Source organism: Micromonospora sp. CNZ296, assembly GCF_007827635.1.
In genome coordinates, this window is sequence record NZ_VISW01000038.1 from 1 (window position 1) to 23,702 (window position 23,702).

Below are 23,702 nucleotides of genomic sequence, written 5' to 3' on the forward strand. Positions count from 1 at the left end.
ACGCAAAGCCGAGCACTTCCAAGCCTTCGCCGACCTCGCCGCCATCCTCATCTGCCACCGCCGACTCGCAAAAATCACCAACTGAGACACCCCCTTAAGCCTTCTTAACCAGTGGTCACATTCAGGACGACGTTCGGGTCGTTGCGGACAATCACTCCGCGGGCAAGGAGGAGGTCCTGCACGCCGACGAGGATCTCCTCGCGCTCCGCCGACGAGGCGCTAGCCAGCCGGACCACGGCCACGCTGTGCTCACTCACCGCTGATTCCTCCTCCGACCCCGTCCCATCTCAGGAGTACGGCTCGAAGGTAGTTGGCAGAACCTCGCGGAGATAGTCCAGTAAGCTGACCCTTCCGGTGCCGCCCAGAGCATCCAGCAGTAGGTCCAACATGCCGCCTGGATAGCTTTCTCCGGTCCGGCCGCGAATGTCTGCCACCACGCACGTCCACGTGTCGGCGGGCTTACTGGACAATTCCCAGCAAAGCTCCAGCTCGCCGTTGACCGTCCCCCAAGCGAACAGTTCGCCCGGCTTGTTGCCGAACCTGTAGTAATCCTCGATACCGTTGGCCGGATTGGTCCGCCATAGAAGTACGTCGACGTAGTAAGCCGCGTCCTCGCGGTATTCGCTCTCGCATGGGTGGAACACCTGCACGAAGTCGAAAGCGCCCGGAGGGAACCGCTCCACGTACTGCCGAAAGTCCGTGGGGAACTGGTGACCGAAGGCAGCCTGCAACGACGACCAGTCCGGGTCGTACGGAGACCTGCCACTCCAGCCAACCAACGCCGCCAGCCTGTCTACCGCAGTACTCGCACCTGTCACGCTCACATCCTTCCAGGCTGGCCGATGGCTACTGCCACAAGATCGGCTCATCCGCCCGTCCCCGTATGCCGCCGACCCCGCCCCCCTGGGGAGCGGGGCGCTGTCCGGCCCGCCACTTCATCGGACCTGGATACCGTCGCCGGCCTCGCCCGCGGGTCCGCCGGGCTGGTTCGCCACCAGGGCACCGAGCAGCACCTCGACACCTGAATCAACCGCGCCCGCCACGCCGGATGCCCCGAATCCGCGGCTTCGCCGCCGGCCTGGATCACCGCAACACCCCCCCCCGACAGCTCTCGGAGCCTGCTTCGCCGGCGAAACCGGATGGCGACGCGTGGCGGCGCCCGCGCATCATGACCGGGTGGACGCCCGACCAGCGATCGCTCTGATCGATGACCTTCGGTCATTCGTCGATGGCCGCCGCGCGGAGGTGGCCCGTACGAGCGCTGCCGGAGTCGAGCTTCTTACCCGCTACCGGGATGGTCGGCTGGACGAGCTGTGGCTGGACCACGACCTGGGCGGCGACGACACCATCTGGCCGGTGATAGAGGTCCTGGAACAGGCCGCCTTCGACGACCGCCCCTTCAACATCGGCGTGGTCGTCGTCCATTCCGCCAACCCGGGCGGTGCCACGAGAATCGCGCTTGTCCTGAGGCGCTGGGGTTACCGGGTCCGCGTCGCGTCGGGTTGCTCAGACGTCGGCTACGACAAAGGCCCTCCGGCGAGCTGATCGATCCAGCTACGCCGTCACATACAGTCGTTCTTCGTCCGTGGCGGATCCGGACACTTATCGAGCCCTGAATCTCAGCTACCGACACATCCAACCTGCGTGCCGGGTTACGCGAGCATGCCGGGTAACGCGGGCAGCACCACGGTCGACGCACAGCTCGCTGGTCTCGTGATCGATCCAGTAGCTCTGCCCGGTGCCGATGAAAGTCGGCTGCCGCAGGTAGAACCAGCGACCCACCACGTTGACGAGGATCAGCCGGTCGGCAGTCACGCGCTCAACCATCCCGCATCTCCCTCAAGCGCCATCGCACCGCACCTACCTGGTCAGCGTACGCCGACCTACAGCCCTCGAGGTGAACGCTTCTCGGCGTGAGTAGACGTCCCCGACTCTGTGGAGCGGGTTTTCGAGGCTGATGCATTCGGAAACGCCGAAGAGGTCACCGCCCAGGAAGCGCAGGTCAGCGCGTTGCTGGTGGGATTCGAGTCTCAGCTCCCACGAGCCTTACCAGCGCCACCAGGACGGCATTCAGAGGCGCATGTCGATACGACATGACGCCCGGGAACCGCATCAGCGGGACCGAGGACGACAGTCGGCATGATCCAGGCGGGGAGCAGCTACCCCTGACCACTTCGGAGTTCTCTGGGAGGTCACGCCGGACCGCTTGCCCACATCACCGCAGGTCAGAGCCCTCGGCTCTGCCCGGTGTCGGTGAGCACTTCGGGCGCGGTGACCACTTCGCCAACCTGCACCCAATCTGCTCCCACTTGCAAGGCCAGGTGATTCAGCAGCTCCTTACCGCCGTGACCTGCGCACACTCCCCTGCCAGGGGACATAGAGTGCTGTCGACTGGTGCGCAAAATCGCGGAGCACTCCTTGTGAAGCAGGACGCTGCACCGACTCTGACCTGCGGAAACGAGAATGTGCAGGTCGGGGTGGGTGCAGTTGGATGCCGTTCAGGGCCGATAAACGCTGTTCGACGCCGTTCAGTGCACCCGTCTGCTCCCATCCCGCTCCCCTAGTCTCGGCACGACGCCGCCGGCGGCTGACCGGCGGACACGGTCTACTGCCGCCCACGCCCACGCCGGCACCGGTGCGGTTGCCGGATGTGCCGGTGTCAGGCCAGCTGCTGCAATGCGGTCCCTGCCGCCGGTTGAAGTGACCCCCCTGAGACCGGACAGTGTTCACTGCCTCGGCGTCACGCATCCCGCAGCTCCCAGACCGCTTCCCGAGGGCATAAGTCTGCCAGCTCACGGAGCTGGCTGCGGGCGCGTCCAGCGATGACTGGACGGGCCTCATTGGGGGGAGCCGTCGCAGTGATGATTCGCAGCCGACGATGTCCACCCGTGAGGGCGTCGGGTTACGTCACCAGTGGCTGGCTACAACGCCGGTGCGACCGCCGAGGGCACCGCGGATGTCTGCGGTGAACGCCGGTGAGAGCGGCGGCCAGTTGTAGAACGTCACAGCGGGTGCTCCGATCAGGACGCCGAACTGCCCGCCCCAGTCCCCCACCAACCCGCTCCAGCCACACTGATCGCACCCGAACACTGGCTCCCGGCCGGCGGTCAACCACTCGTGCAGCCAGTCGCCGTAGGACTCGGTGTAGGCCATCGGAGCGCCGGCCGAACAGTGAGGGCATCGCGGCGGCTCATCGTTCTCCACCGGATGGTAGGCATCGCGGTCGCCGCAGATGTCGACGCCGTTGTTGGCCGTATCGAGGAAGCCGTCAAACCAGTCGACCAGCTCGACCATCGCGCTGCGCGCTCCGGGACCGGGCTTCCATTCGCTTGGCTGCCACAAAGCATCACGACGGTCGCTGTGCAGAATCACCCCGCGGGCAAGCAGAAGGTCCCGCACACCAGCGATGGCCTCCTCCCGTTCCGCGGACGAAGCGCTGTCCAGCCGAACAACGGTCAGGCTGTGCTCACTCACCGATGATCTCCTTGAAGGGCTCCCCGCCTCGCCGGGGTTGGTCACCTGGCGCCAGTGAGGTTCCCCCGATTTGCCGAATCCTCCGACCTACCGGGGGAACCTCAGGTGCCGGTACTCGTGCGGGTAGCTCGGTGGGTAGCTGGCTACGATCGATGCCTCATCCAGGCCGTCCCACGCGCGGTCCTCAACGAAATCCACGTCCGCGCCGAAGCCCTCCTCGGTCGGCTCCGCGATCCGCATCCTGATCTGATTCCAGACGGCGTCATCGGTGAAGTCTGCTCGTACCACCGGGACGCTCCATGTCCCCGGCAACTCTGCCACCGCCGCAGCTTAACCATCGAAAGAGGCCCTGGCCTACCGGCGCCCAGATCGACGCGGTGTCTGGCCACGCGTAACCGCCGACCGATCGGCGGCGGAAGCGGGTGCTGGCATGTGTCGATGTTGATGTCAGCACTGCGCAAGTCGAAACCGGCCCGTGGACGGTCCACTAACCCTCCGGCGAGTCCCGTGGTGCGGTGATCGTGAAGCTATGGTCGATCGCCCTCACCAAGGCGGTCCCTTGCCGGCCCAGGTCGGCCCGATCAGCCCATCTGGCCAAGGCGTCCAGGAAGCCGACGAGGTCACGCTGCACGCCCTTCAGCAGCTGCGGCAGCGCATGACGCGGGAGGTCGACATGGAGCCCGGCCCAGCGGCCGCGATGACGGTCCGGGCCGCGGTCTTGCCACACCCGCAGGTCATCGCCAACCGCCTCGATCTCAGGGCCCGGGTCGTGGCCCAGCCATGGCGAGTCGCCAGCAAGGGCCTGCGCCCAGTCCCGCCAGTCCTCCAGTCCGGCGCAACAGCCCGGCACCACGACCCTTCCGGTGCTGGGGTCACCCACCTGCAGGCCGCCGGCGATGATTAATGGTTCCTCGGCGAGCAGGGCGTCCACGACCTCATCGCGGTCGCTAGGAGGCGGCACCTCGATCCGAGCAGCCAGAGCGGCCACGAACAGTCCGATTTCCTCATCGGTGCAGGCGGCGTTGAGTGGCAGCCATGACCAAGGTGCGGTCTGGGCCACCGGCCATGGCGGCGCCGGGTCGTTGGTGAGCGCGGGGACTTCGATGACCGCCTGCATCGTGATCACGGCGCTATTGAACTCGATGTCACCCACCTGAACATGGGGATATCTCGCTCGTCCATCCACAGCTGCCGTAACACGTGCCGACTCCACGAGGTGAGTGACTACACCGCCGCGCGATCTCGGCTCGGTCGTGCACTCGACGGCGCCGTACCTACCGGTGCCCGCACATGATCGGTGACGGACCGGCCGACGCCGGCGTGCATGCTCAGCGGCAGTTGAGGGTGCGCCGAGGATTCGGTGCGGTTCAGTCCCACCAGAGGGCAACCGCCAGCCGCCGATGCGCCGCATGTGCGTAGAAGTCGCGCAGCGCGGCGAGATGCCGTTGCAGGTACGGCCGTGGGTGTCCGTCGAACTGACGCATTCCGATGCACAGCAGTGCCGCCGCGGCGTCTTCCGGCAGGGCGGCCAGCACCGCCCCCGGGTCGACCTGTCCGAGTAACGCGGCAACATCAGCGACGATGGCAGGTTCGAGCGCCGTCACGGGATGCTCCCACACCGTGTCCCGGCGGTCGCGGAAGGCCGGATTGATCTCTACGTCGCCGTTGAGCCCGCGCCGCAACGCTGCGGCGATCGGCGTGCTGACCTGCGCCAGTTCGAACACGCGGATGAGCGGAGCCGGTGCCCAATCGAGGTCCAGGTACTCCGTGAAGGGGAGCAGCGCGAACGAACAGAGCTTGTCCAGCTCCTCGGCCGAGCTGCGGCACGTGGCGAGCTGCCCAGGCGAGAGTCGTGCCAACTGCTGCGTAACGGCCACGCTCGAGAGCTTCTCAGACCGTAGATCATCGCCGCCCTCGAAATTTACTCCTCGCTACACATCGGATGCAGGCACCCGCGATACGGATACCTTCAGCGACGACCGCCTTGCGGCAGATTCGGATGCTGCTACAGCACGGTTGTCCGACCGTCCCCAATATCGCCTACGACGAGCATGAGCTGCAGCGGCAGCTCTTTGTCGTAGTGGCCGACCTCGACGATGATGCCGCGGTCGCCAACCTGCCAGACGTCGACCTCGCAGAACCAGCCGGCCAAGTAGTCGAAGAGCAAGCTGCCTGGCTCGTCATGCGGCGGATTGCCAGAGACGTACGGCATGAGATCTTTCGGCTGCGGCGACCCATACCGGATGGTGATGGCCTGCGCAAAGCGATCACGGTCCGCCTCGAACTCGGCGCAACGAGGTTCGTAGATCTCATCGCGAGTCTGGCAGTCCCAGAAGTCCTCGCTCACCCGCAGATCGACGTGATGCACGTCAGCGTCAGCCGGCAACTGCCTCACGAGAAGGTCGTCGAGCACCGAAAGCCACTGATCCACGGCAGCGACCTTACGCCTTCGGACCCTTGGAAGGGTCTTGAAACTTGGAGCCCTCGACCTCGGCAGGCAGGCCGTTCCGCTGGCGGAACCGCTACGGATGGTAAGTGACACCGGCCAGCCCAGGCCCGCTCGGCGGCAGATCCGGACGGCGGATGAGGGGCGGCGAGTTGAGGGATGATGCGCCGATGGATGATCACCAGAGCTGCCGTCTTTCCGTCAGCGACGGCGAGCTGGAGCTTGCCGGCCCGCCAGCTGCCCTCCGTGCCCTCGGCCGGCTGCTACGGCAACATGCTGGGCATTTCGAGGTAGCGATCACGGGCGGGGTCGTCGCCCAGGAGAGGACCACCGGCCCACTGCTTGTCAGTCTGCAAGGCGAGACCACGCTGCATTTCTCCGGTGGCCGCGAGTATCTCGACATCATCTGGGATGCACTCGATGGTGTGGCCGAGCAAGCCGAGACCGCCGATGACCGGGCAGTCCACCGCCATCAGCACATCGAGTACCTTCCTGGGGACGACTACCGGTCGCCAGGCTCAGTCCCATTGGTCATCGTGGCCGACTGGCCAGATGTTCCGCAGCAGACAATGCACTGATCTCGGCATGAGCGGACGTCGGCCTATGAAGCGGAGCCGCCGGTGCTGACGCTTCCGGGCGCGCCGAAGAGGTCACCGCTCAGGAAGCCCTGGTCAGATGGCTGCCAGTGGGATTCGAGTCTCAACTGCCGGAATCCCTACCAACTCCGCCGTCGCGGATCTAGAGCCGAACGTCGATGTAGGATCGTCCCGGCGACTGGCGTCAGCGAGCCCAGGACGAAGAAGCCGACAGCAGGCAGGCGGGGAGCAACCGGAGATGACCACTTCGGCGTTCTCTGGGAGGTCACGCCAGGCGCTCGCCCACATCGCCGCAGGTGAAGCCATCCGCTCTTCCCGGCATGGGTGAGCACTTCGGGTGCGGTGACCACTTCGACAACCTGCACCCAATCTGCACCCACCTGTAAGGTACGAGCCCCCACAAGCCCTTTACCGGCCTGACCTGCGAACACTCCCCCACCAGGCGATATTGAGTGCCGTTGACTGCTGTTCGCTGCCGTTGAGTGCAGTTGTGTGAAACAGGACGCCGCAGCGACTCTGACCTGCGAAAACGAGGACCCGCAGGGCGTGAGGGGTGTAGTTCAGTGCCGTTCAGTGCCGTTGGCCGTTGTTCAACGCCGTTCAGTGCAACCGGCTGCTCCCAATCTGCTCCCCCAATCTCGGCCGCGAGACCGGCGGTAGCTGATCGACTGCCAATTACTCTCTGTCGGCAGGCCGACGCCGGCTGCGAGGAGTTTGGTACGGCACCACGTCACCTGACGCCGGCTACTCCTGCGGCACCTCGGCCGACGGGCCGTACCGAAAGGCGCAGGTGCTGCTCGACGACCATATCGCCGGCATCTCCGTGCCGTACCCGTACATCTACACCGGCGGCTGGTCCAACCCGTTCCTCTGGTACGCGATCCCCGCGCCGCGCGCCTTCAACATCCAAGCAATCCGGTACGACCGGACCCGTTCGTGGGGCTGCCCACCGACGGTGCGCGCCCCACCGGATGCGGGTGCGGACGATCGGGGCGCCGGCCGGCCAGTCGGGCTGGGGCACGCCGACGAACTTCCTGGTGTGGCGAGACTACCGCAGCACGCAGACCACCGGACTGCTCAGCCACCAGCTTGGCGCGCTGCGCAACGACGTGACAGCTACGTCGAGGGCGACACCCACCAGGTTGACGTTGACGCAGCGCACCGGTTCCGCACAGTCGGCTGGCTCGACACCTCCCACGGCCGGGTGGTGACCACCGTCGAGCAGGCCCTGGCCAATCAGAACGAGCACTACTGGGGATCGGACGAGCGCCCGGACGCCCAGCAAGTGACCTGGACCGACACCTCAACGGTGACGGTGTCCAGGCCAGGGGCACCGGGCCGCACGGCGCCTGCTACGACCGGCAGTAACGGGCGCACCGTGTTGTCGGTCGGCGAGCGCGGCAGAGTTGCAGCCGTTGTATGTTGCAGTGATGGACCTTGACGCCTTGCGGGTGAGAGCAGCTGCTATCGCTGAGCTCTATGACCGTCACAACATTGCCGCTGGTCGCGAGCCTTGGAGATCCAGCGATCTGGCCTTGGGGTTCGTCGGTGACGTAGGAGATCTAGCGAAGCTGGTGCTGGCGGTGGACGGGCGTCGGGAGACAACCGATGCTCACCAGCGCCTTGGCCATGAACTGGCGGACTGCCTTTGGTCGGTTCTGGTTCTCGCTGATCGATACCGGGTCGACCTGGCTACGGAGTTTGCACGCCTGACCGCGGCGATCGAGCAGCAAATCGGAGCAGGAGACGTTTGCGAAACAAGATAGTGTCTTCATCCTTAACATCGGTGCGCCGTCCGCTCGCACCGAACCAACGGTAGCCATGTTGGGATCGCCCCCGGGGAGGGATTTCGACAGGTCCGAGGCCACGACGCTCCACTGTCTTCGGCGGGACGCCCGTCAGCAGCCTACGGCCTGCCAGCCTCTGACCCTCCAGCCCACCAATGCGGTGGCTGGCCCGGAGCCAGCCCTTGCCGCCAATGGCTCATTCCCGGATCATGACGTGGTCCGAGACTAGTTATTATCTGCCTCTAGATCAGCTAGCCGAGCCGCCCTGCGTGGCCGGAGGCAGTGTCATTGCAAGCAGAAAAGCTGGAGTATAGGTTGAAGATCCTCGTCACTGGCGGCGCCGGTTACATCGGCAGTGTGGTGGCCCATAGCTTGTTGGCCTCAGGGCACGAGGTCGTGATCGTCGATGACCTGTCGACGGGCTACGCGGACAACCTTCCTACCGGGGTGAAATTCCACGAGATATCGATCCACGATGTCGACCAGGCCTTCACCCAGCGTGACGGCTTCGACGGGATCGTTCACCTTGCCGGCAAGATCGAGGTCGGCGAATCCGTGGTGCGGCCCGAACTGTACTGGCAGACCAACATCGTCGGAACGTTGAACCTGCTTGACTTCGCACGCCGGGCCCGCATCTCCCGTTTCGTATTCTCCTCCACCTGCTCGATGTACGACTCCTCGGGCATGGCACCGTTGACCGAGACGACGGCCGTCCGCCCGGCGAGCCCGTACGCCCACAGCAAGCACATGGTCGACACGGTTCTCGAGAGCGAGGCACGGGCTCACGGCCTGGCTGCGGTCAGCCTCCGGTATGCCAACGCCGCTGGCGCAGTTGACCGGCTTGGCGAGCGCCACGAGCCGGAGAGCCACCTGATCCCGATCGTCCTCCAAGTGGCCGCCGGCCGCCGTCCGCACCTCATGTTGTACGGGACCGACTACCCGACGCCGGACGGCACCTGCGTTCGAGACTACATTCACGTCAGCGACCTGGCCGCGGCACACCTGCTCGCCCTCCAGCACGCCGTGCCGTACCAGCATGAGATCTACAATCTCGGTAACGGCAACGGCTTCAGCAACCTGGAGGTCATCGAAACCGCCCGCGCGGTCACCGGACATCCGATCCCTGTGCATGTGGCAGACCGGCGGGCGGGGGACGCGGTCGTCAGCGTCGCGTCGAGCGAGAAGGCCCGGACCCGCCTCGGCTGGGTTCCCGCTCGTCCCGAGCTGGCAGACATCATCGGGGACGCGTGGGCCTTCGCGAAGAGTCACGAGATCGAAGAGAGATCATGATCACCGCCGCGCGCCCTCGCCTGCGTCGGCTGTTGCCGACGTCCGCCCCTGCTCGAGTGCTGGTGGTCACGACCGTGGTCAACACGATCGGCAACGGGCTCTGGGTCACCATCAGCATGCTGTATCTGACGCGGGTCGTAGACCTCGGCGCCACGCCGGTCGGTCTCGGGCTCACAGTCGCGGCGGCCGTCAGCTTCGCGGCGAGCACCCCCATGGGCTATATGGCGGACCGTTACGGCCGGCGCCGCTTGGAGCTCGCCTCCTACCTCGGCCTGGGGGCTGCTTGCGGCAGGCATGCTGGTTTTCGCTGGGCACTGTCATGGCGGGCACCGCGATCACTGTAGACACCGCGTTCGCGTACCGGTCGCTGATCGTCGCGAACGCGCTCAGCTACCTGGTGTCCGCGGCCTTCGTCACCCGTTTGGCCGAGGTGGAGCCTCTTGCACTCCGCCGATGGCGGGAAGCGCCTAATCGCGCTGCGGGACCGTCGTTCCTCACCTTCGTCGCCCTCGACGGACTCATGTCGATGCACTTCGACATCCTGAACGTGGTGCTGCCACTGTAAGCGGTGAACCGCACAGGCGCTCCGCCCTGGCTCGTCTAGGTGGCCTTCCTCACCAACACCGTCACGGTCGTGGCACTGCAGGTACGGGTGTCGAAGGTACTAACAGCCTGACCGGCGCCGCCGGGGCGAGCCGCCAAGCCGGCTTGTTCAACGGTGCCGCCTGCCTCGTCTTCGCGGTGAGCGGCCTGCCGCAGGGGTGGCTCGCGGCCGCTGCGCTGATGGTGGCGACGCTGCTGCACGTGCTCGGCGAGCTGAAGCACTCCGCCGGCGGCTGGGGTATCTCGTTCGACCTGGCGCCGGACCACGCGCACGGTCAGTATCAGGCTGCCCACTCCACCGGCGCCCAGTTTGGCCGCATGATCGCGCCGGCGGTGCTGACCTGGCTGACGCTGGACCTGGGCTGGAAGGGGCTGGGTCGTCCTAGCCTTGTGCCGCACTCGGCACCTGGGTGCAACGCACTGTCGTTCGGGCGCAGCGGCCCGAGGCGCTCGACGGCAGCCACGAGGTCGTCAGGCGAGTCGACCGTAACGGCCTCGACCGAGCTGATCCCCGCCTGCGGCAGCACCCGCCGTTGGGTGATCTGTCCCAGGGACGCTCGACGGACGATACTTCCGGCAGACCACTTTCGACGGCGATGAGGTCGGCCAGTTCCACCCTTCCATCGTGGAACGTCGTCACCCCGCCGAGGTTTTCCCTGCGAGCGAGCCGACGGGATCAGACTCGTCGAGCAGGACCACCTCCGCGAGGCGGGCCGCGGCCGCGACGGGGGCTGGCGTGGGCCACCTGTGCGCGCACCGCGATGACGAGTTCGCACAGACCGCGGGGCGGCGAGCACCAATTCGCCGATACCGACGACTGCGCCGACTCCGTGTACGACCGCGACGCGCGGGAGCGGCAGCGCCGGTTCAGTCATCGGCGGTCCCGCCGGCATCGACCGACGTCGTTTGCCCGAACCACCGGGCGGCGCACTCGGCCGCCACGGCGGCGTAGGCGCCCTCTAGGAAAAGCACGTCGATCGGGAACTCGATGCCGAATGCGGCCTCGATGCGCTCCGTCAGCCTGATGGCGGATAGAGAGTCACCGCCAAGGTCGGAAAATTCTGGTCGGGAGCAGCCTCGCTCACGCCCAGCTCCGCACACCAGGCCACCTCCAAGGCGGTGCTCAGCTCGCTGTCCATCCGCATTCCTTTGGATGAAGGGTCAAGTGGTCAGGCGGCGCCGGCGAGGCTGCGCAGCCACAACTCGACGTTGAGCCATTGCCAGATGCCGAGGTAATGGTTGCCCTCACCTCGACGGTGCTCCTCCAGGTACCGCAGGATCGGCTCGCGTTCGACGATGCCCTGCTCGACGATCAACGCCGACGCGAGCACATCGCGGATGTCGTCGTGAACGTCCGTCCGGAACCACGTCGCAGTGGGCACATTGATCCCCTGCTTGTCGGCACGGTCGAGAACCGCGTCCGGAACGAGTCCGCGCATACTCTCCCGTAGCACCCACTTACGCACTCCGTGGCGCAGCTTGTACTCGTCGGGCAGCGCGAAGGCCAGCTCGACGATGCGGTGGTCCAGGAAGGGTGGACGTGTTTCCACGCTGAAGGCCATGCTGCTCCTGTCCTCCGGGCACAGCACGATCGGAATCGTCTCGTACGCCAGCTCTTGGTAGAGCTTCGCCGCCAGGTAGCCGCGATCGCGGAAGACATTGACGCGGGCGATGCCGGAGCGACCGGTCGCGGAGAAGTCACGGCCGAGAACGTCCGCGTACCGCGCGGGGCGCACCCTGGTCGCGATCGCCGCACCGGTGCCATCGGAGAAGTACTGCACCACGGGGTCAGCGTCGGTCACGATGGGGCCGGCTAGGGCGGCGAGGGCACCCGATGACACCAGCTCCCCCGCCCGACCCGACCGTTCGGCTGCGTGGTAAGCGTCGTGGTGGGCGTACCCGGCGAACAACTCGTCCCCGCCGTGCCCGGTGAGCACGACGCGGAAGCCCTCCGACGCCACCGCGGACATGAGACGCCAGTGCGCATACCAGGTCTGGGTGAACAGCGGGACGTCGTGGGCGGCCACGATCCGCTGCAGCGTGGGCAGGAAGTCATCCGGCCCGATCGCCACGTCGACGTGACGGCCGGGAAGCGCCCGACGTGTCTCGGCGATGTAGGGCCCCTCGTCAGAGCCGGTGCGGAACCGGGCGGAGAAGGTGGCCAAACCGGCATGCGAAGCTCGGCCCGCCGCGGCGGTTACCGACGCTGAATCGACCCCTCCGCTGAGCAACACGGCAACGTCGGTCGAGGCCCGCATTCGGATCCTCACCGCGTCGAGCAGCAGCTCCCGTAACCGTTCCGTTGCCTCCCGCTCGTCGGCCGGCGTCCAGACGTTGCTCGGATCTAGGTGCCAGTAACTCGACGCGGTCAGCTGACCGTTTGCGTTCAGCCGGTACACGTGCCCGGGCCGGACCTGCCGAATGCCCTCGTAGAAGCTCTCCTCCTCCTCGTGCACCCAGCGGTAGTTGTGTGCGAGGTAGCGGTACAGCATCTGCTGGTTGGGACGCAGCTCCACCTCGGGATGTCCAGCGAGGACCTTGATTTCCGAGCCGAACACGAACGAACGCGCGGTACGGACGTAGAACAGGGGCTTGATGCCGAGACGGTCACGGGCGAGGGTGAGCACTCGTGTGCTGCGGTCGTAGACCGCCAGGCTCCACATGCCGTTGAGGCGAGAGAAGCACCTCTCGCCCCACTCGCGGTAGGCATGCAGCACGACCTCGGTGTCAGTGTCCGTGTGGAAATCATAGCCTCGCCCGCGCAGCTCATCACGAAGCTCCACGTAGTTGTGGATCTCACCGTTGAAAACCATCCAGAGGTGGCCGTCGTCGGTGGCGACCGGCTGTAGACCATCGGACGGCTCACCGACGATGGACAACAGCCGGTGCGCCAACCCCGCGTGCGCCGGCCGGCCGTCCTCGGCCGAAGCGCCACGACGAACCTCGTCGCCGTCGAATGTGACCAAGCCGCATCCGTCCGGGCCGCGGTGGCTTATCAGGTCGGCCATCTTGCGCAGGACCGGCTGCATCTGGACAGCACCGTTGAAGCTGGTCACACCTGCGATTCCACACACGTCAACCAATCCCGTTCTCTCGTGCTCGGCCTGCTACCGGGTGTGCCGCTCGATGGTGTGGAGCAGCTCGTACGCCCGAGGAAGGAAGGTCGGCGCCCAGGCCCGCAGACGCGGGCTGTCGGTCCGTCCGCTGAAGTACCTGACCAGGGCCAATGACCGGGCTGCCACCATCAGTTCCAGCGACGCCTCCGCCGATGCGGGCAGGGGGCGCACTGTCCTGTAACCGGCCAGCAGGGCGTCCCGCGCCGCCTTCCCGGAGCCGTTTAGATACGGCCAGAGAAGCGCGACCGCTAGGTCGTACACGTGCAGGCCCCACCCACAGTCATCGAAGTCGATCAGGCCGACGCCGTCGTCGGTCGTCAGGACGTTGCTGGGGTTGAGGTCGCCGTGGATCAGACCCCAGTTACCGTCCTCGCTATTCAGCTGCGCCATCGCGTCACGTGTGCGCGCAGCCATCTCGTCCAGACACCGTCGGTCGACGGGGGCGACGTTTTCGAGCGCAGCGATCCACCCAGCGCCCGCACTGGCACCCCACTTGCTCCAGGTCCGGTCGCCCGTGCGCCACATCCCCGTCCCGACCAGCGCCTCCCAGTCCCACTTTGGGCGGGACAGACCAAGTCCGGCCGCCTCCGGTCCCAGGTTGTGCAGAGCAGCGACTACCACGCCCAGCTGGTGCAAGCTTGTCCAGGACTGCCGGGCACCCGTCGAACCGGGATGCCCGTCGACCCACTCGAACACGGCGATCGGCCGTACGTCCGCCCCGTCGGATGGAGGCAGCGCAGCAAGCGGATCGCCATCGAGGCGAGGCACAGGTACTGGCGTCGCGGCCGGCAGCCGGCTGGCGAGGACGTCCAGCAGTGCCAGCTCCGACCGCACGGAGTCCAGGTCGTGGTAGTCGGGCCGGCCCACTCGGACCACGCGGTTCAGCGTTCCCCGGCCGGCCACCCTGCCCACCCAGCGAAAGGTGAGGTTTTCCGAGTTCTTTAGCAGGCTCAGCGTACCGTCATACATGCCGAAGGCCGGCAGTACACGGGCGTCGAGAGCGGCCGCGATCCGCTCCGCTTCCTGTGAGCGCAGATTGTCCGGCGATGCCGCGGTCGATCGCATCACTGCTTCAGCAGCCGGTCGAGCAGAGCCGCAACATCGTCGAATACCGCCACCGCGCCAGCCTCCATTAGCTCGGCAGTGTCCGCCCCGCCGGACCGCACGCCGACCCCGACTGCTCCGGCCGCAGTCGCCGCCTGCATGTCCCACACGCTGTCGCCGACCACGGCGGTCCGCCGCACGTCCACCGACAAGCTCTCCGCGGCAGCCAGGAAGAGGTCCGGCCACGGCTTGGCCCGGCCGACCTCGGAGAGAGTGACCACCACGTCGGACGGGGCAATGGCGAGCCGCTCCAGCAACGGCCCCGCCGTCGACCGCTCCCCGCTGGTCGCCACCGCCCACGGCATCCGCCGTGCGCGCAGCGTGGCGAGCAGCTCAACGGCGCGGTCAAACGGTCCGACACTAGCGCTCATCTGCGCGAACACCGCCGCCTTAATGGCGCGAAGCTGGCTCAGTTCGTCGGGGTCAACGGGCCGGGTCGACACCCGCCTGAGGAAATCGGCAGCGCCGAGCCCGACGCACTGCCGTACCCGCCAGGTCGGCACGCTGATCCCGACACTGTCCAGCGCGACCTTCCATCCCACCGCGTGCTGAAAGACGCTGTCGACGAGCGTCCCATCCAGATCGAACAGATACCCGTCGACGTCAAAAATCATCATTTGTGTCCGCTTCTGTAGCAATGAGGGGGAAGCACCCACTCTGCTGCCCCGGCTCGTGCTCCTCGGCCGGATCTTGGTCGAGTACGAACGAGATCATTCGTTCGTACTCCTCGACGAGCAGCTGCACCACGGGCGTCGCCAGTTCTCCGGGGTGGTAGCGGAACTGAGTGGACAGCACTTCGCCGGACAGGTCGCACACGACCTTGAGCATGTACGGTTGCCGCTCTCCGCCGGACAGCCCTATACCGAGGTCTACGTCGGCGAGCCGCAGCACACTGGCGCATGTACCGGCATCGTCGACCAGCCGCAGGTTGAGGGACACGGCCGGTTCCGGCATGTCCCGCAACTCCGACCTGACGGCCGGGTCGGGATAGTGGTCCCGCGCCCACCGTCCGATCAGTCGAGAGCCGGGGATGTCGGCCAGCGACCGCGCGGTGGCGGAGAGGACGCGCGGTGGCGAGACCGCGTCCCCCAAGTCGAAGAACGTGGAGACGTACTCCGCGAGCCAGCCGACGGTCCGAGACAGGTCTGGTCCCGAACGGATCTGGTCACGACCGTTGATGACAACGTCGATCAGGGTCGCGGTCGCCCCGAGCACCGTGACGAGTCCCATGTTGATCGCACTCGTGATCACGGTTTCGTACCCCCGCTGCCGCAAACGACGACGTCGAGCCTCGTCAGCCACCGCGCAGGTTGAACGGATGGTGGCGATCTCCGCGAGGGGACGTGGGTGCACATCGCTTGACCGCAGCGCGTCGGGTAACCGATCCCACGGACGCCCACGCCAGTAGGTCAGGTACCGCGCCGCCTCATCTGACGTGGTGTGGTTGATCGCGAAGCTCACCCACGCCCTCATCGAGGTCGCCGGCCTCGGCTGGGCGGCCAGGCCCTGCCGTGCCCGCTGCAGCGCCTCCTCTAGGTCGGCGTGGATAACATCCCAGCTCAGCCCGTCGAACATGAGGTGGTGCAGGACGGCCAACAGCCCCCACGGCCGTCCACCGTGGGCGAGGATCCGGAAGACCGCGACGCTGGCTGTCGCCAGGTCGACCTCGGCGCGCGCCTCGTCCGCCGTCGCGCGGACGGCGTAGTGCCGGTCCGGCGGCACTTCCACCACACGAACCGGCAACTGGTGATCGGCGACCGCCACGATCTGCTGCCGAGGTGGCGTCGCAGTCACGTCGATCCGGGAACGCAACGATCCGTGCCGCGCAACGACGGCGCCGAGGGCCGCCAGAACCTGCCCCTCGGTAACGGCCTCATGGATGGTCAGTAGCTGCGCGACCGTCAAATCGTTCAGCCGGGTCGTCCTGGCCAGGGATAGCTGCTGAATGGGCGTGAGCGCGAACGGAACGACCTCGTCGCGGTCGCTGCCCGCATCGCTATTCCTCGTGGCGAGTTCGACAAACTGGCGCAGGTTGGCGCACTCGAAGATCTCCGGCAGTCCGATCGACAGGCCCCGCTGCTGGGCACGCCTGGCCAACCTAATGGCTAAGAGCGAGTCGCCGCCAAGGTCGAAGAAGTTGTCGTCTGGATCCACGTGTGGACGGTCCAACACCTCGCACCACAGCTGGCTGACCTGCCCCTCGAGACTATCCATGCCCATCAGCTAACACCTCCGGTGGAATGACCTGCGCCGCCCACCGCACAGCGACCCGCACGATGTCCCGCACCACTGCGGGCACGTCGAGGATCAGCGTCTGCAACTGTGACCGCCGTAGCGGGACAGCTACTAGGCCACCTAGTCGTAGCCGCAGACAAGGCACAGGCAGAACGTCTTGTAAGTACCGAACGGCCGCAGCAAGTATGTCGGCCGCGCAGACGCTGAGGCACCTCGCCGGCTTGCCGTGACCACGAGCGGAAGTGCACCGTGCCGGCTCCAGCGTAGGGCAAACAGAGCCGAGCATTGCCCGCCGCATGGCGCGTCGGAGCAGGATCGAGGCAGACGAACCTACTGCACTCCATCTGGTCCTTCCAGCTGCGAAATCTGGCCGTGCAGTCCGTTGCGGGACAGGTCGACCGGAACATTGGAGGCGTTCTCGAGAACGTCCCGCCAGTAGCCGATGGTTCGGTAGCCCACCGAGTCGGACACCCCGAAGAGTTCGCCGCGCGGCCCGACGAACAGGTATCGGCCCACCCGGTCCGTCTGCTCCTGCCCGACCATGTGACCCGGACCGATAATGGTGCGAGCCTCGGCCAGCGCTCGACGAAATGTGGCATTGTCCACCTGATGCTCGTCGCTGCTGTCGAGCCCGATGCCTGCCGCGACGAACTGGTACAGCTTCCAGCGGTCCCATACCGGCCGCCGGTCCGACAGGAGGTAGGCGATGTTGGGGATGTCATCGGCGTTCACCGCGCTGACGACCGTGCGTACCGTGATTTGCACCGCTGGCGCGGCCCTTCGGACGGTGTCGAGAGCGCTCAGCGCCGCATCGAATGCAAGGTCCGCCAACTTCCCTTGCCGCATCTTAGCGTTGACCGCCACGTTGGAGCCGTCGATCGGAATGCCGATCTCGTCAACGTAGCGCAGGAGATCCTGGTGGCGACCCAGCCGGATGCCGTTGGTGGACAGCGTCACCCGGAAGCCTTCCTCGGAGGCGTGCCGCAGGAGTCCTCCTATGTCTCGGCGCAGCAGCGGCTCGCCCCCCGTGAACACCACGGCCGACGTGCCGCCAGCCCTAAACCGGGAGAGCAAATCTTTCCATTCGGCGGTGTCGAGCCCGTCGCGGATGTCGTGATCGGGCCCCCAGCAGAAGGTGCACCGAAGGTTGCAACGGGCGGTGGGGTTGATGTCGATAGAGCTGGGATAGGCGAAGGGAGGACCCGGCTCGCGAGTCCCGCTCTCACGAGAGTCGTTGGCCACTGAGCTCCCCTGAGACGAACTTGACAATCTCCGGCCCGTACTCTTCGTCCTGCACGGCCGCGAGGGCGGAAATGCGGAGAAAGTTCGACCAGTCCCCGATGTCGACAGAACACTCGCCGGGCCACATCGGCGCGGCCCATACGGCCTTCGTCGGGGTGACCAGCCGCGCCGCCGAGGAGACGCGCACCTCGCCGTCAGGGCCGACTGGGGTTCGGCGCATGACGTCCAGCATGTCGGGCGACAGTGCCCAGTAGCCACGGGGAACGAGCACGCTCAGCCGACCGCTCTCGCTCACCGGTGCGGGCGCGCTCAGATCGATCGGGAAGGGATCACGGTCCTGCGGGTCGGCCGCGGTGGATGCGATGAGTGGAATGTTCAGGGCCGGTGCCCCGACGGCCATCTGCCGGGGCACCCACTCAGTTAGTGCAATCGCCATCACCGACCGCTGCTCGAAGGCGGCGACCAGGCGCTGGAGCGCCGTCAGCGGAGAGGCGCTGGTGGCCGGCTTCCCCATGTAGCAGTCGGGGCTAGCGAACATAAAGCCGGAATCACCGATCCACTCGGCCGCGTGCAGGATCGCACCCGCCGACCCACGCAGATCAGGGCCCTGCACCACGTAGGAGATATCAACGCCCAAGGCCTTGCCGTCGCCGAAGTAGTCCATGATCGCGTCTCGGCGGAAGTCGACCACCACCATGACCTCCTCGATGCCCGCCATTCGCAGGTTGGAGATCACATGCTCGAGAATGGGGGTGCGCCCGATCGGCAGCATCGGCTTGGGCACGGTGGCGGTCAGTGGCCACAGGCGCGACCCGGTGCCGGCGGCCGGGATGACGGCCTTGCAAATCCTCACTCCGGCCGTCCCTGCGCGGCGCAGCCAACGGCGCCCGAGGCGTCCGTCCACTCCATCCACCGCCCGTGAGGGTCGATGAACGCGAGTTCCGCTTCGGCCACCCGGACGCCGTCGCGATACTCGGCGAACAACAGCTGCGTCGAGCGCTTGCCGAAGTCTCCGAGCGTCACCTCGAACACGGGCCGGGACAGGCTGGCCCGTTCCAGGATCGCGCGTGCCGTGTCCCTACCGTCGGCGAAGGCCTGGTTGACTACGAAGGAGAAGAGGACGCACACGGGTGACGAGTCGTCCGGCAACCCGCTCAACACCTCGGGCAGCACAATGCCTGCGTCACCAGCACGCAGGTCCAGAACCGCCGCCTTCGCGACGGCCGCCGCCGCATCGAACAACGGCAGCCGGTCGACGTGGTCGGCGAAGATCAACGCGCGTACCCACGCGGCCTCGTCGGGGTCGGCGACATCGACCGGGAACAGGTCGAGGCCGATCCGGCTTAGCGGTGTGGGAATCGAGTCGCCGATCGGGGGTTCCAGCTCACCGCGCAGCTGACAGTTGATGACGACAGGGCTCGCCGGGTCACCGAGCTCAGCCCCGTTGGAGTAGAGATATCGGAACCGCTCGACGCACATGACCAGCCCGGCGCTGGCCCCGACGTCGATCAGGTGAAAGCGCCCGGCACGCCCCATCACCTCCTGTAGGGCCGGCAGGATTAGCCCAGCGCGCCGTACCTCGTTGGACTGGACGGTCCGCTTGGAGATGATTTCTCGGATTTGATCGCCGTAACTGCGTGAGAAGTCCTGAAGCTGAGCGAACGCCTCGTCGTAGTCACGGGAGTAGCTGTCCGGGCTGACGCTGGGGTAGAACTTGGCCAGTGGGTGATCGGTGCCTGAGAGCAGGAGGTAGTGCACAGCGCCGAAGTACATGTTCGGCGCGGGCTGCCCGCCCCTGACATTCAGCGCGAGCTTGAGGATGCCCTCTTCCTTGGACGCAGCAGCCGCCAGGTGCTCATAGAGTTCCGACGAGCCGCGGCACAGCTTCTCGGAGAAGTGCATGAACTGCGCCGACAGGGTCTCCAAGGTCTGCTCGGCGTGGCGGTCGTATTTCTGGTGAAGGCTCATGCTCGGCTCCCGGAACGCTCGAAGACGTAGCCCCGCTCGACCAGCGTGTCGGCGAGGTCGAAGGGCTTTTCCAAGTTGCCGCGCCGCTTCTCGGTGTCAGCGTTCATTTCGCTGACGATCGTGGCGGCCATCGCCTCCGCGAGCAGGCGCGGCACGGCGACAACGCCGTCGTCGTCGCCGAGGATGACGTCGCCCGGCGCTACAGTCGCCCCGCCGCACACTACCTGGACGTTCACCGCGCCCATCTCCGCCAAGGGATACGAAAAGTTGCGCGGCGTAACAGCGCGGACAAACGTTGGAAAGCCGACGCGCCGGATGTCGGCCGCGTCGCGAGTAGCGCCGTCGATGATGATGCCCGCCAGACCACGGGCAGCCATCTGCCTGGCCGTGTACTCGCCGAAGCAGGCGCGGTCCTCGACACCGCCGGCAGCCACCACGAGGACGTCGCCCGGCTTGGCAAGATCGATCGCCATACGCCGGACGGAGACATCTGCTCCGAGTACCGTGACAGCGGTACCGCACACCTTCATGCCCGGCAACAACGCCGAGATCCGCGGCGACATTGCGCCGTACTTGCCGAGCTTGTCCAGCACGAACCCGGTGTAGCACTGCGCCAGTGCGGACACCGCCAACGGCGATGTGCGCTCGATGTCGCACACGATACGACCGGCTTGTGGATGATTTTGGGCAGCCGCAACCACCGCAACCTCCCCCGTGAGTCAGTACAACCGCGACGGATGGTTGGGCCGGCGCGACAACGGACGAAAAGGTAGCAGCGACCTTACGTGACAGCAACATCCGCTTTGCGGAAACGTCCACACCCGAGCAAGAGCCCACGAAAGCAGCGAATTCGGATGAAGCGGCTGAGCTCAGCGTTCAGACTTGCCGACAAAGGCATAAGGATCGCCAAAGTGGCAGGCGGGCAGTGATCAAGAGGGAGCCGCCACGTCTCACCAGCGACGACTTCGGCGAGCCGCCCCTCAGTGAGCCATTTTCATCGTGACGGTGCAGGTCACGGGCGGTGCGGGAAGGCCGGTGTCTATGTAGGACGAGGCTCCCGGTAAGACAGCAGTCGACCAAGATCAGATGCCCCAACCGGGAGCCTCGCTGTGCTGTCGGGGTACTCGTTGGAGTGCAGAGGTGAGTACGGCTGATCTTGCAGAGGTCATGCGTCGTGTTGGGCGCCTTGTTCGTCACGGTGGGTTGTGTTCTGCAGGCGTAGGCGGGTGAGGCCGAGCATGTCGATGAGCCATCCAGGTCCGCCGGTGATGCCGCGGGCGCGGAGATGGATGTCGACCTCGTGGTGGGTCGCCGGCCCGGTGTTGGCGAGGAAGTCCTCGCAGATCTGGAGCAGGAGCTGCAGCAGGTCGCGGTGGTTGGTGTTGCTGGTGGTCGCGAGGTCGTCCGGGTTGGCCGGGGTGGGCATCAGGCGACGTTCTCGATGGCGGTGAGGCGGTTCTTGAGTCGGTAGCTGGGGCCGTTGATGGGGACGACGTCGCAGTGGTGCAGGAGCCGGTCGAGGATGGCGGTGGCCAGGACCTCGTCGCCGAAGACTTGGCCCCATTCGCCGAAGCCCTTGTTCGAGGTCAGCAGGGTGGAGCCCTTCTCGTAGCGTTTGGAGATCACCTGGAAGACGAGGTTGGCCTCAGGGCGTTCGAGGGGTTGGTAGCCCACTTCGTCGATGACCAGGACGGTGGGGCGTAGGTAGGTCTGCAGCTTGGGGGCCAGCCGGCCGATCGCGTCGGCGGCTTTGAGGTGGCGGACCATGTCGTCGAGGGTGGTGAAGTAGACGGTGAACCCGGCTCGGCAGGCGGCGACCGCGAGGGACACCGCGATGTGGGTCTTGCCGACGCCGGGCGGGCCGAGGAACGCGACGTTGGCTTTGGCCTGCACGAACGCAAGGGTCGCGAGGTCACGGACCTTGCGGGGGTCCAGGTCGGGTTGGAAGCTGAAGTCGTAGTCGTCGAGGGTCTTGTGGTGCGGCAGCTTCGACAGGCGTAGCCCGGCGCGGAAGCGGCGTTCGTCGCGGACGGCGAGTTCCTCTTGCAGGACGAGGTCGAGGAACTCCAGGTAGCCCATGGCCTCGGTGTCGGCCCGGCCGGTGAGTTCCTGCAGCGTCTTGGCCAGGTGAGGCAGGCCGAGTTTGGTGGCGCTGGCGTGGATGCGGTTGGTGACCAGCTCACTCACGTCGAGACGTCCTTCAGGTGTGGGCGGTGGGTGAACGGGCTGGCCGCAGCGATCTGCTCATAGACCGACAGCGGGCGGGCCTCGACGGCGATCTGGGCGGCGGCGGCCCGGTTGAGCAGGGCTTGCAGCGGTCCCTGACTGCTGTCGTGACGGGCGGGCCGGCGTGTGGTCGGCTGCCCGCTGTCGGGGTCGCCGGTGGTGACGGCACGGGTGTTTCCGTCGGGCAGACCATCCCAGTGGCTCTCGTCGACGACGCGGGCGCCGCGGCCGACGGCCCGCTGGTGCGTGGCCAGCAGCGTGGTGCCGTCCAGGCCGGGAACGGTCGCGTGGATGGTGATCGTGGCGGCGGTCGCCCGGATCTCCACGAGTTGACGGTGGCGGACCCGTCGGGCCGGCACCGAGTAGAGGTTGCCGGCATAGGCGACCAGGCAGTCCTTGCCGACGTGCCGCAGATGCCGGTCGGCGACCACATACGCCCGGGCGGGGATCGGTCGCAGCGCGGCGTGGTCGCGGACCGCCCGCACGCCGATGATCTCGCCGTGGGTGCGATGCCGCACGGCCCGCCGCTGCGGCACCCACGCCACGAACGTGGCATCGAGCTCGGCCAACGACGCAAACGCCCGCCCGGCCAGGACATGATCACGAACGATGGTGACCTGCCGTTCGACCCGCCCTTTGCCGGTCGGCCGATAGGCGGCCAGCACATCGATGTCGAAGTCGTAGTGCCCGGCGAACGCGACCGCTTCCGGGTGCAGCGGCACCGCCTGGCCCGGGGCGACGTGCCGACGGACCACAGTCTTGGTCCGGTCGTAGACGACCACCCCCGGGACCCCGCCGAAGTGCGCGAACGCCCGCCGGTGACACTCCCAGAACGCGGCCAGGTCCTGGCTGGTGGTGAAACAGCAGAACGGATCCCGCGAGTACGACAACACCATGTGAAACGAGTACACCTTCGGGATCCCGACGTGAGCCAGGATGCCGCCCTCGTCGCCCCAGTCCACCTGCGCCTGCGCACCCGGAACAACCTCGAACCGGCGGTGCAGCCCGGCCAGCTGATCCGGGCTGATCCCCAACTCCGCAGCGATCCGCGGCCGGGCCTGCTGCAGATACAACTTCACCCGCTGGTAGTTGCCGGTGAACCCGTACTGCTCGACAAGACGTTCATGAATCACCGTGCCCTTGAGCAGCAACTCCGCCCGCAACCACGTATCGACCACGTGCGCGAACACGTCGATCAACTGCCCACGAGCCGGCCGCGCCCGAACCGCCGGCGCCACCTCGCCGCCACCAGCAGCCAGGTACTTCTTGACCGTCCGCCAGTTCAGGCCCGTCTCACGAGCGATCTCCGAGACACTCGCACCAGCCTCGTGCAACGCCCGGAACCGGCGCACATCCAGCCACCGCTGCTCATCCAACGCCCCCACCGCCAGCCGCCCCACGCCGGTCCGATCACGACCCGAGCAGCCTCACCCTCAGTCACCCGCCGACGACGGACAAACAGTGCGCACCTCTGCAAGATCAGCTGTACCTAGCTCTGCACTCCAGGCCGTACCCCGACATGTGCTGTCTTACCCTGCCGCGATTCCGTTGTCCACCCGCAGCCTGAACCACCTCGCCGCCCTCATCCGAACCCGCCGCCAGCAGCAACGGTCTC

29 protein-coding genes and 1 pseudogene are annotated in these 23,702 nt (G+C 66.5%); 9 read left to right on the forward strand and 21 right to left on the reverse strand.

All coding sequences use genetic code 11. The annotated features are described in order from the left end of the window. Positions 1–104 precede the first annotated feature (104 nt). Together FB455_RS34490 and FB455_RS32955 are read right to left on the reverse strand one after the other, a co-directional pair. Positions 105–257: a hypothetical protein gene (locus FB455_RS34490; protein WP_013285055.1), complete on the reverse strand. Its 153-nt coding sequence runs from the start codon at positions 255–257 to the stop codon at positions 105–107. A 30-nt stretch (positions 258–287) separates the two neighbouring features. Then, positions 288–818 (reverse strand): hypothetical protein, encoded by a 531-nt coding sequence (locus FB455_RS32955; RefSeq protein WP_013285056.1) that lies wholly within the window; start codon positions 816–818, stop codon positions 288–290. A 358-nt stretch (positions 819–1,176) separates the two neighbouring features. On the opposite strand from FB455_RS32955, the gene FB455_RS32965 reads away from it, so the two are divergent. Next, positions 1,177–1,545 carry a cyclic-phosphate processing receiver domain-containing protein gene (locus FB455_RS32965; protein WP_041799227.1) on the forward strand — a complete coding sequence of 123 codons (369 nt, stop codon included), beginning with the start codon at positions 1,177–1,179 and terminating at the stop codon, positions 1,543–1,545. A gap of 78 nt (positions 1,546–1,623) precedes the next feature. On the opposite strand, the gene FB455_RS32970 is transcribed toward FB455_RS32965, so the two are convergent. The 6 genes from FB455_RS32970 to FB455_RS33000 form a co-directional block, all read right to left on the reverse strand. Then, on the reverse strand, positions 1,624–1,827 hold the full coding sequence (locus FB455_RS32970; protein ID WP_013285058.1) for a hypothetical protein: 204 nt from the start codon (positions 1,825–1,827) through the stop codon (positions 1,624–1,626). Between the two features lie 1,080 nt (positions 1,828–2,907). Next, complete coding sequence (locus FB455_RS32975) at positions 2,908–3,474, reverse strand: hypothetical protein (protein ID WP_114919819.1); 567 nt, start codon at positions 3,472–3,474, stop codon at positions 2,908–2,910. A gap of 87 nt (positions 3,475–3,561) precedes the next feature. Next, on the reverse strand, positions 3,562–3,795 hold the full coding sequence (locus FB455_RS32980; RefSeq protein WP_145755748.1) for a DUF6924 domain-containing protein: 234 nt from the start codon (positions 3,793–3,795) through the stop codon (positions 3,562–3,564). Positions 3,796–3,961: 166 nt separating this feature from the next. After that, on the reverse strand, positions 3,962–4,627 hold the full coding sequence (locus tag FB455_RS35030; RefSeq protein WP_240322313.1) for a hypothetical protein: 666 nt from the start codon (positions 4,625–4,627) through the stop codon (positions 3,962–3,964). A gap of 214 nt (positions 4,628–4,841) precedes the next feature. Continuing rightward, positions 4,842–5,351 (reverse strand): DUF1877 domain-containing protein, encoded by a 510-nt coding sequence (locus FB455_RS32995; RefSeq protein ID WP_114919817.1) that lies wholly within the window; start codon positions 5,349–5,351, stop codon positions 4,842–4,844. A 128-nt stretch (positions 5,352–5,479) separates the two neighbouring features. Next, complete coding sequence (locus FB455_RS33000; protein WP_114919816.1) at positions 5,480–5,905, reverse strand: hypothetical protein; 426 nt, start codon at positions 5,903–5,905, stop codon at positions 5,480–5,482. Between the two features lie 185 nt (positions 5,906–6,090). On the opposite strand from FB455_RS33000, the gene FB455_RS33005 reads away from it, so the two are divergent. From FB455_RS33005 to FB455_RS33035, 7 genes are all read left to right on the forward strand, one after another. Then, entirely contained in the window at positions 6,091–6,498 is a 408-nt protein-coding gene (locus tag FB455_RS33005) for an Imm32 family immunity protein (protein WP_145755749.1), read from the forward strand. A gap of 721 nt (positions 6,499–7,219) precedes the next feature. After that, a complete protein-coding gene (locus FB455_RS33010; RefSeq protein ID WP_275896047.1) occupies positions 7,220–7,957 on the forward strand; it encodes a peptide-N4-asparagine amidase in 738 nt (245 codons plus the stop codon). After that, a complete protein-coding gene (locus FB455_RS33015) occupies positions 7,947–8,282 on the forward strand; it encodes a nucleoside triphosphate pyrophosphohydrolase family protein (RefSeq protein ID WP_114919813.1) in 336 nt (111 codons plus the stop codon). The genes FB455_RS33010 and FB455_RS33015 overlap by 11 nt, the downstream gene beginning before the upstream one ends. Before the next feature lie 336 nt (positions 8,283–8,618). Next, positions 8,619–9,593 carry a UDP-glucose 4-epimerase GalE gene (galE, locus tag FB455_RS33020; protein WP_041799221.1) on the forward strand — a complete coding sequence of 325 codons (975 nt, stop codon included), beginning with the start codon at positions 8,619–8,621 and terminating at the stop codon, positions 9,591–9,593. After that, the gene (locus FB455_RS33025) at positions 9,590–9,937 is read left to right on the forward strand and encodes a major facilitator superfamily protein (protein ID WP_013285034.1); all 348 of its coding nucleotides are present in this window, start codon (positions 9,590–9,592) and stop codon (positions 9,935–9,937) included. The genes galE and FB455_RS33025 overlap by 4 nt, the downstream gene beginning before the upstream one ends. After that, positions 9,913–10,158: a hypothetical protein gene (locus FB455_RS33030; protein ID WP_013285033.1), complete on the forward strand. Its 246-nt coding sequence runs from the start codon at positions 9,913–9,915 to the stop codon at positions 10,156–10,158. Before FB455_RS33025 ends, FB455_RS33030 begins: the two co-directional genes overlap by 25 nt. A gap of 143 nt (positions 10,159–10,301) precedes the next feature. Further along, positions 10,302–10,796, forward strand: coding sequence for a hypothetical protein (locus tag FB455_RS33035; protein ID WP_114919812.1), 495 nt, complete (start codon positions 10,302–10,304; stop codon positions 10,794–10,796). Positions 10,797–11,063: 267 nt separating this feature from the next. Here the strand turns inward: FB455_RS33035 and FB455_RS33040 are convergent, their stop codons facing one another. The 13 genes from FB455_RS33040 to istA all read right to left on the reverse strand — a co-directional run bounded on the left by FB455_RS33040 (position 11,064) and on the right by istA (position 23,472). Further along, the gene (locus FB455_RS33040) at positions 11,064–11,222 is read right to left on the reverse strand and encodes a hypothetical protein (protein WP_420915211.1); all 159 of its coding nucleotides are present in this window, start codon (positions 11,220–11,222) and stop codon (positions 11,064–11,066) included. Continuing rightward, entirely contained in the window at positions 11,213–11,335 is a 123-nt protein-coding gene (locus FB455_RS35035; protein WP_275896030.1) for a hypothetical protein, read from the reverse strand. The genes FB455_RS33040 and FB455_RS35035 overlap by 10 nt, the downstream gene beginning before the upstream one ends. A 30-nt stretch (positions 11,336–11,365) precedes the next feature. Next, a complete protein-coding gene (gene asnB, locus FB455_RS33045; protein ID WP_275896029.1) occupies positions 11,366–13,270 on the reverse strand; it encodes an asparagine synthase (glutamine-hydrolyzing) in 1,905 nt (634 codons plus the stop codon). Positions 13,271–13,303: 33 nt separating this feature from the next. After that, on the reverse strand, positions 13,304–14,377 hold the full coding sequence (locus tag FB455_RS33050) for a phosphotransferase enzyme family protein (protein ID WP_013285030.1): 1,074 nt from the start codon (positions 14,375–14,377) through the stop codon (positions 13,304–13,306). After that, entirely contained in the window at positions 14,377–15,033 is a 657-nt protein-coding gene (locus FB455_RS33055) for an HAD family hydrolase (RefSeq protein ID WP_041798899.1), read from the reverse strand. The genes FB455_RS33050 and FB455_RS33055 overlap by 1 nt, the downstream gene beginning before the upstream one ends. Next, entirely contained in the window at positions 15,020–16,636 is a 1,617-nt protein-coding gene (locus FB455_RS33060) for a condensation domain-containing protein (RefSeq protein ID WP_013285028.1), read from the reverse strand. The genes FB455_RS33055 and FB455_RS33060 overlap by 14 nt, the downstream gene beginning before the upstream one ends. Before the next feature lie 345 nt (positions 16,637–16,981). Next, on the reverse strand, positions 16,982–17,893 hold the full coding sequence (locus tag FB455_RS33065) for a radical SAM protein (RefSeq protein ID WP_013285027.1): 912 nt from the start codon (positions 17,891–17,893) through the stop codon (positions 16,982–16,984). Next, complete coding sequence (locus tag FB455_RS33070; protein WP_013285026.1) at positions 17,874–18,746, reverse strand: nucleotidyltransferase family protein; 873 nt, start codon at positions 18,744–18,746, stop codon at positions 17,874–17,876. The genes FB455_RS33065 and FB455_RS33070 overlap by 20 nt, the downstream gene beginning before the upstream one ends. Further along, complete coding sequence (locus FB455_RS33075; RefSeq protein WP_013285025.1) at positions 18,743–19,861, reverse strand: DUF2332 domain-containing protein; 1,119 nt, start codon at positions 19,859–19,861, stop codon at positions 18,743–18,745. The genes FB455_RS33070 and FB455_RS33075 overlap by 4 nt, the downstream gene beginning before the upstream one ends. Then, positions 19,858–20,562 carry an RraA family protein gene (locus FB455_RS33080; protein ID WP_013285024.1) on the reverse strand — a complete coding sequence of 235 codons (705 nt, stop codon included), beginning with the start codon at positions 20,560–20,562 and terminating at the stop codon, positions 19,858–19,860. The genes FB455_RS33075 and FB455_RS33080 overlap by 4 nt, the downstream gene beginning before the upstream one ends. A gap of 464 nt (positions 20,563–21,026) precedes the next feature. Beyond that, on the reverse strand, positions 21,027–21,287 hold the full coding sequence (locus FB455_RS33085; RefSeq protein WP_114919811.1) for a hypothetical protein: 261 nt from the start codon (positions 21,285–21,287) through the stop codon (positions 21,027–21,029). After that, on the reverse strand, positions 21,287–22,048 hold the full coding sequence (istB, locus tag FB455_RS33090; RefSeq protein WP_114919810.1) for an IS21-like element helper ATPase IstB: 762 nt from the start codon (positions 22,046–22,048) through the stop codon (positions 21,287–21,289). The genes FB455_RS33085 and istB overlap by 1 nt, the downstream gene beginning before the upstream one ends. Continuing rightward, positions 22,045–23,472, reverse strand: coding sequence for an IS21 family transposase (gene istA, locus FB455_RS33095; protein ID WP_240638536.1), 1,428 nt, complete (start codon positions 23,470–23,472; stop codon positions 22,045–22,047). Before istA ends, istB begins: the two co-directional genes overlap by 4 nt. A 136-nt stretch (positions 23,473–23,608) precedes the next feature. On the opposite strand from istA, the pseudogene FB455_RS33100 reads away from it, so the two are divergent. Next, positions 23,609–23,702: pseudogene (locus FB455_RS33100) on the forward strand (IS5/IS1182 family transposase); the annotation flags it as partial.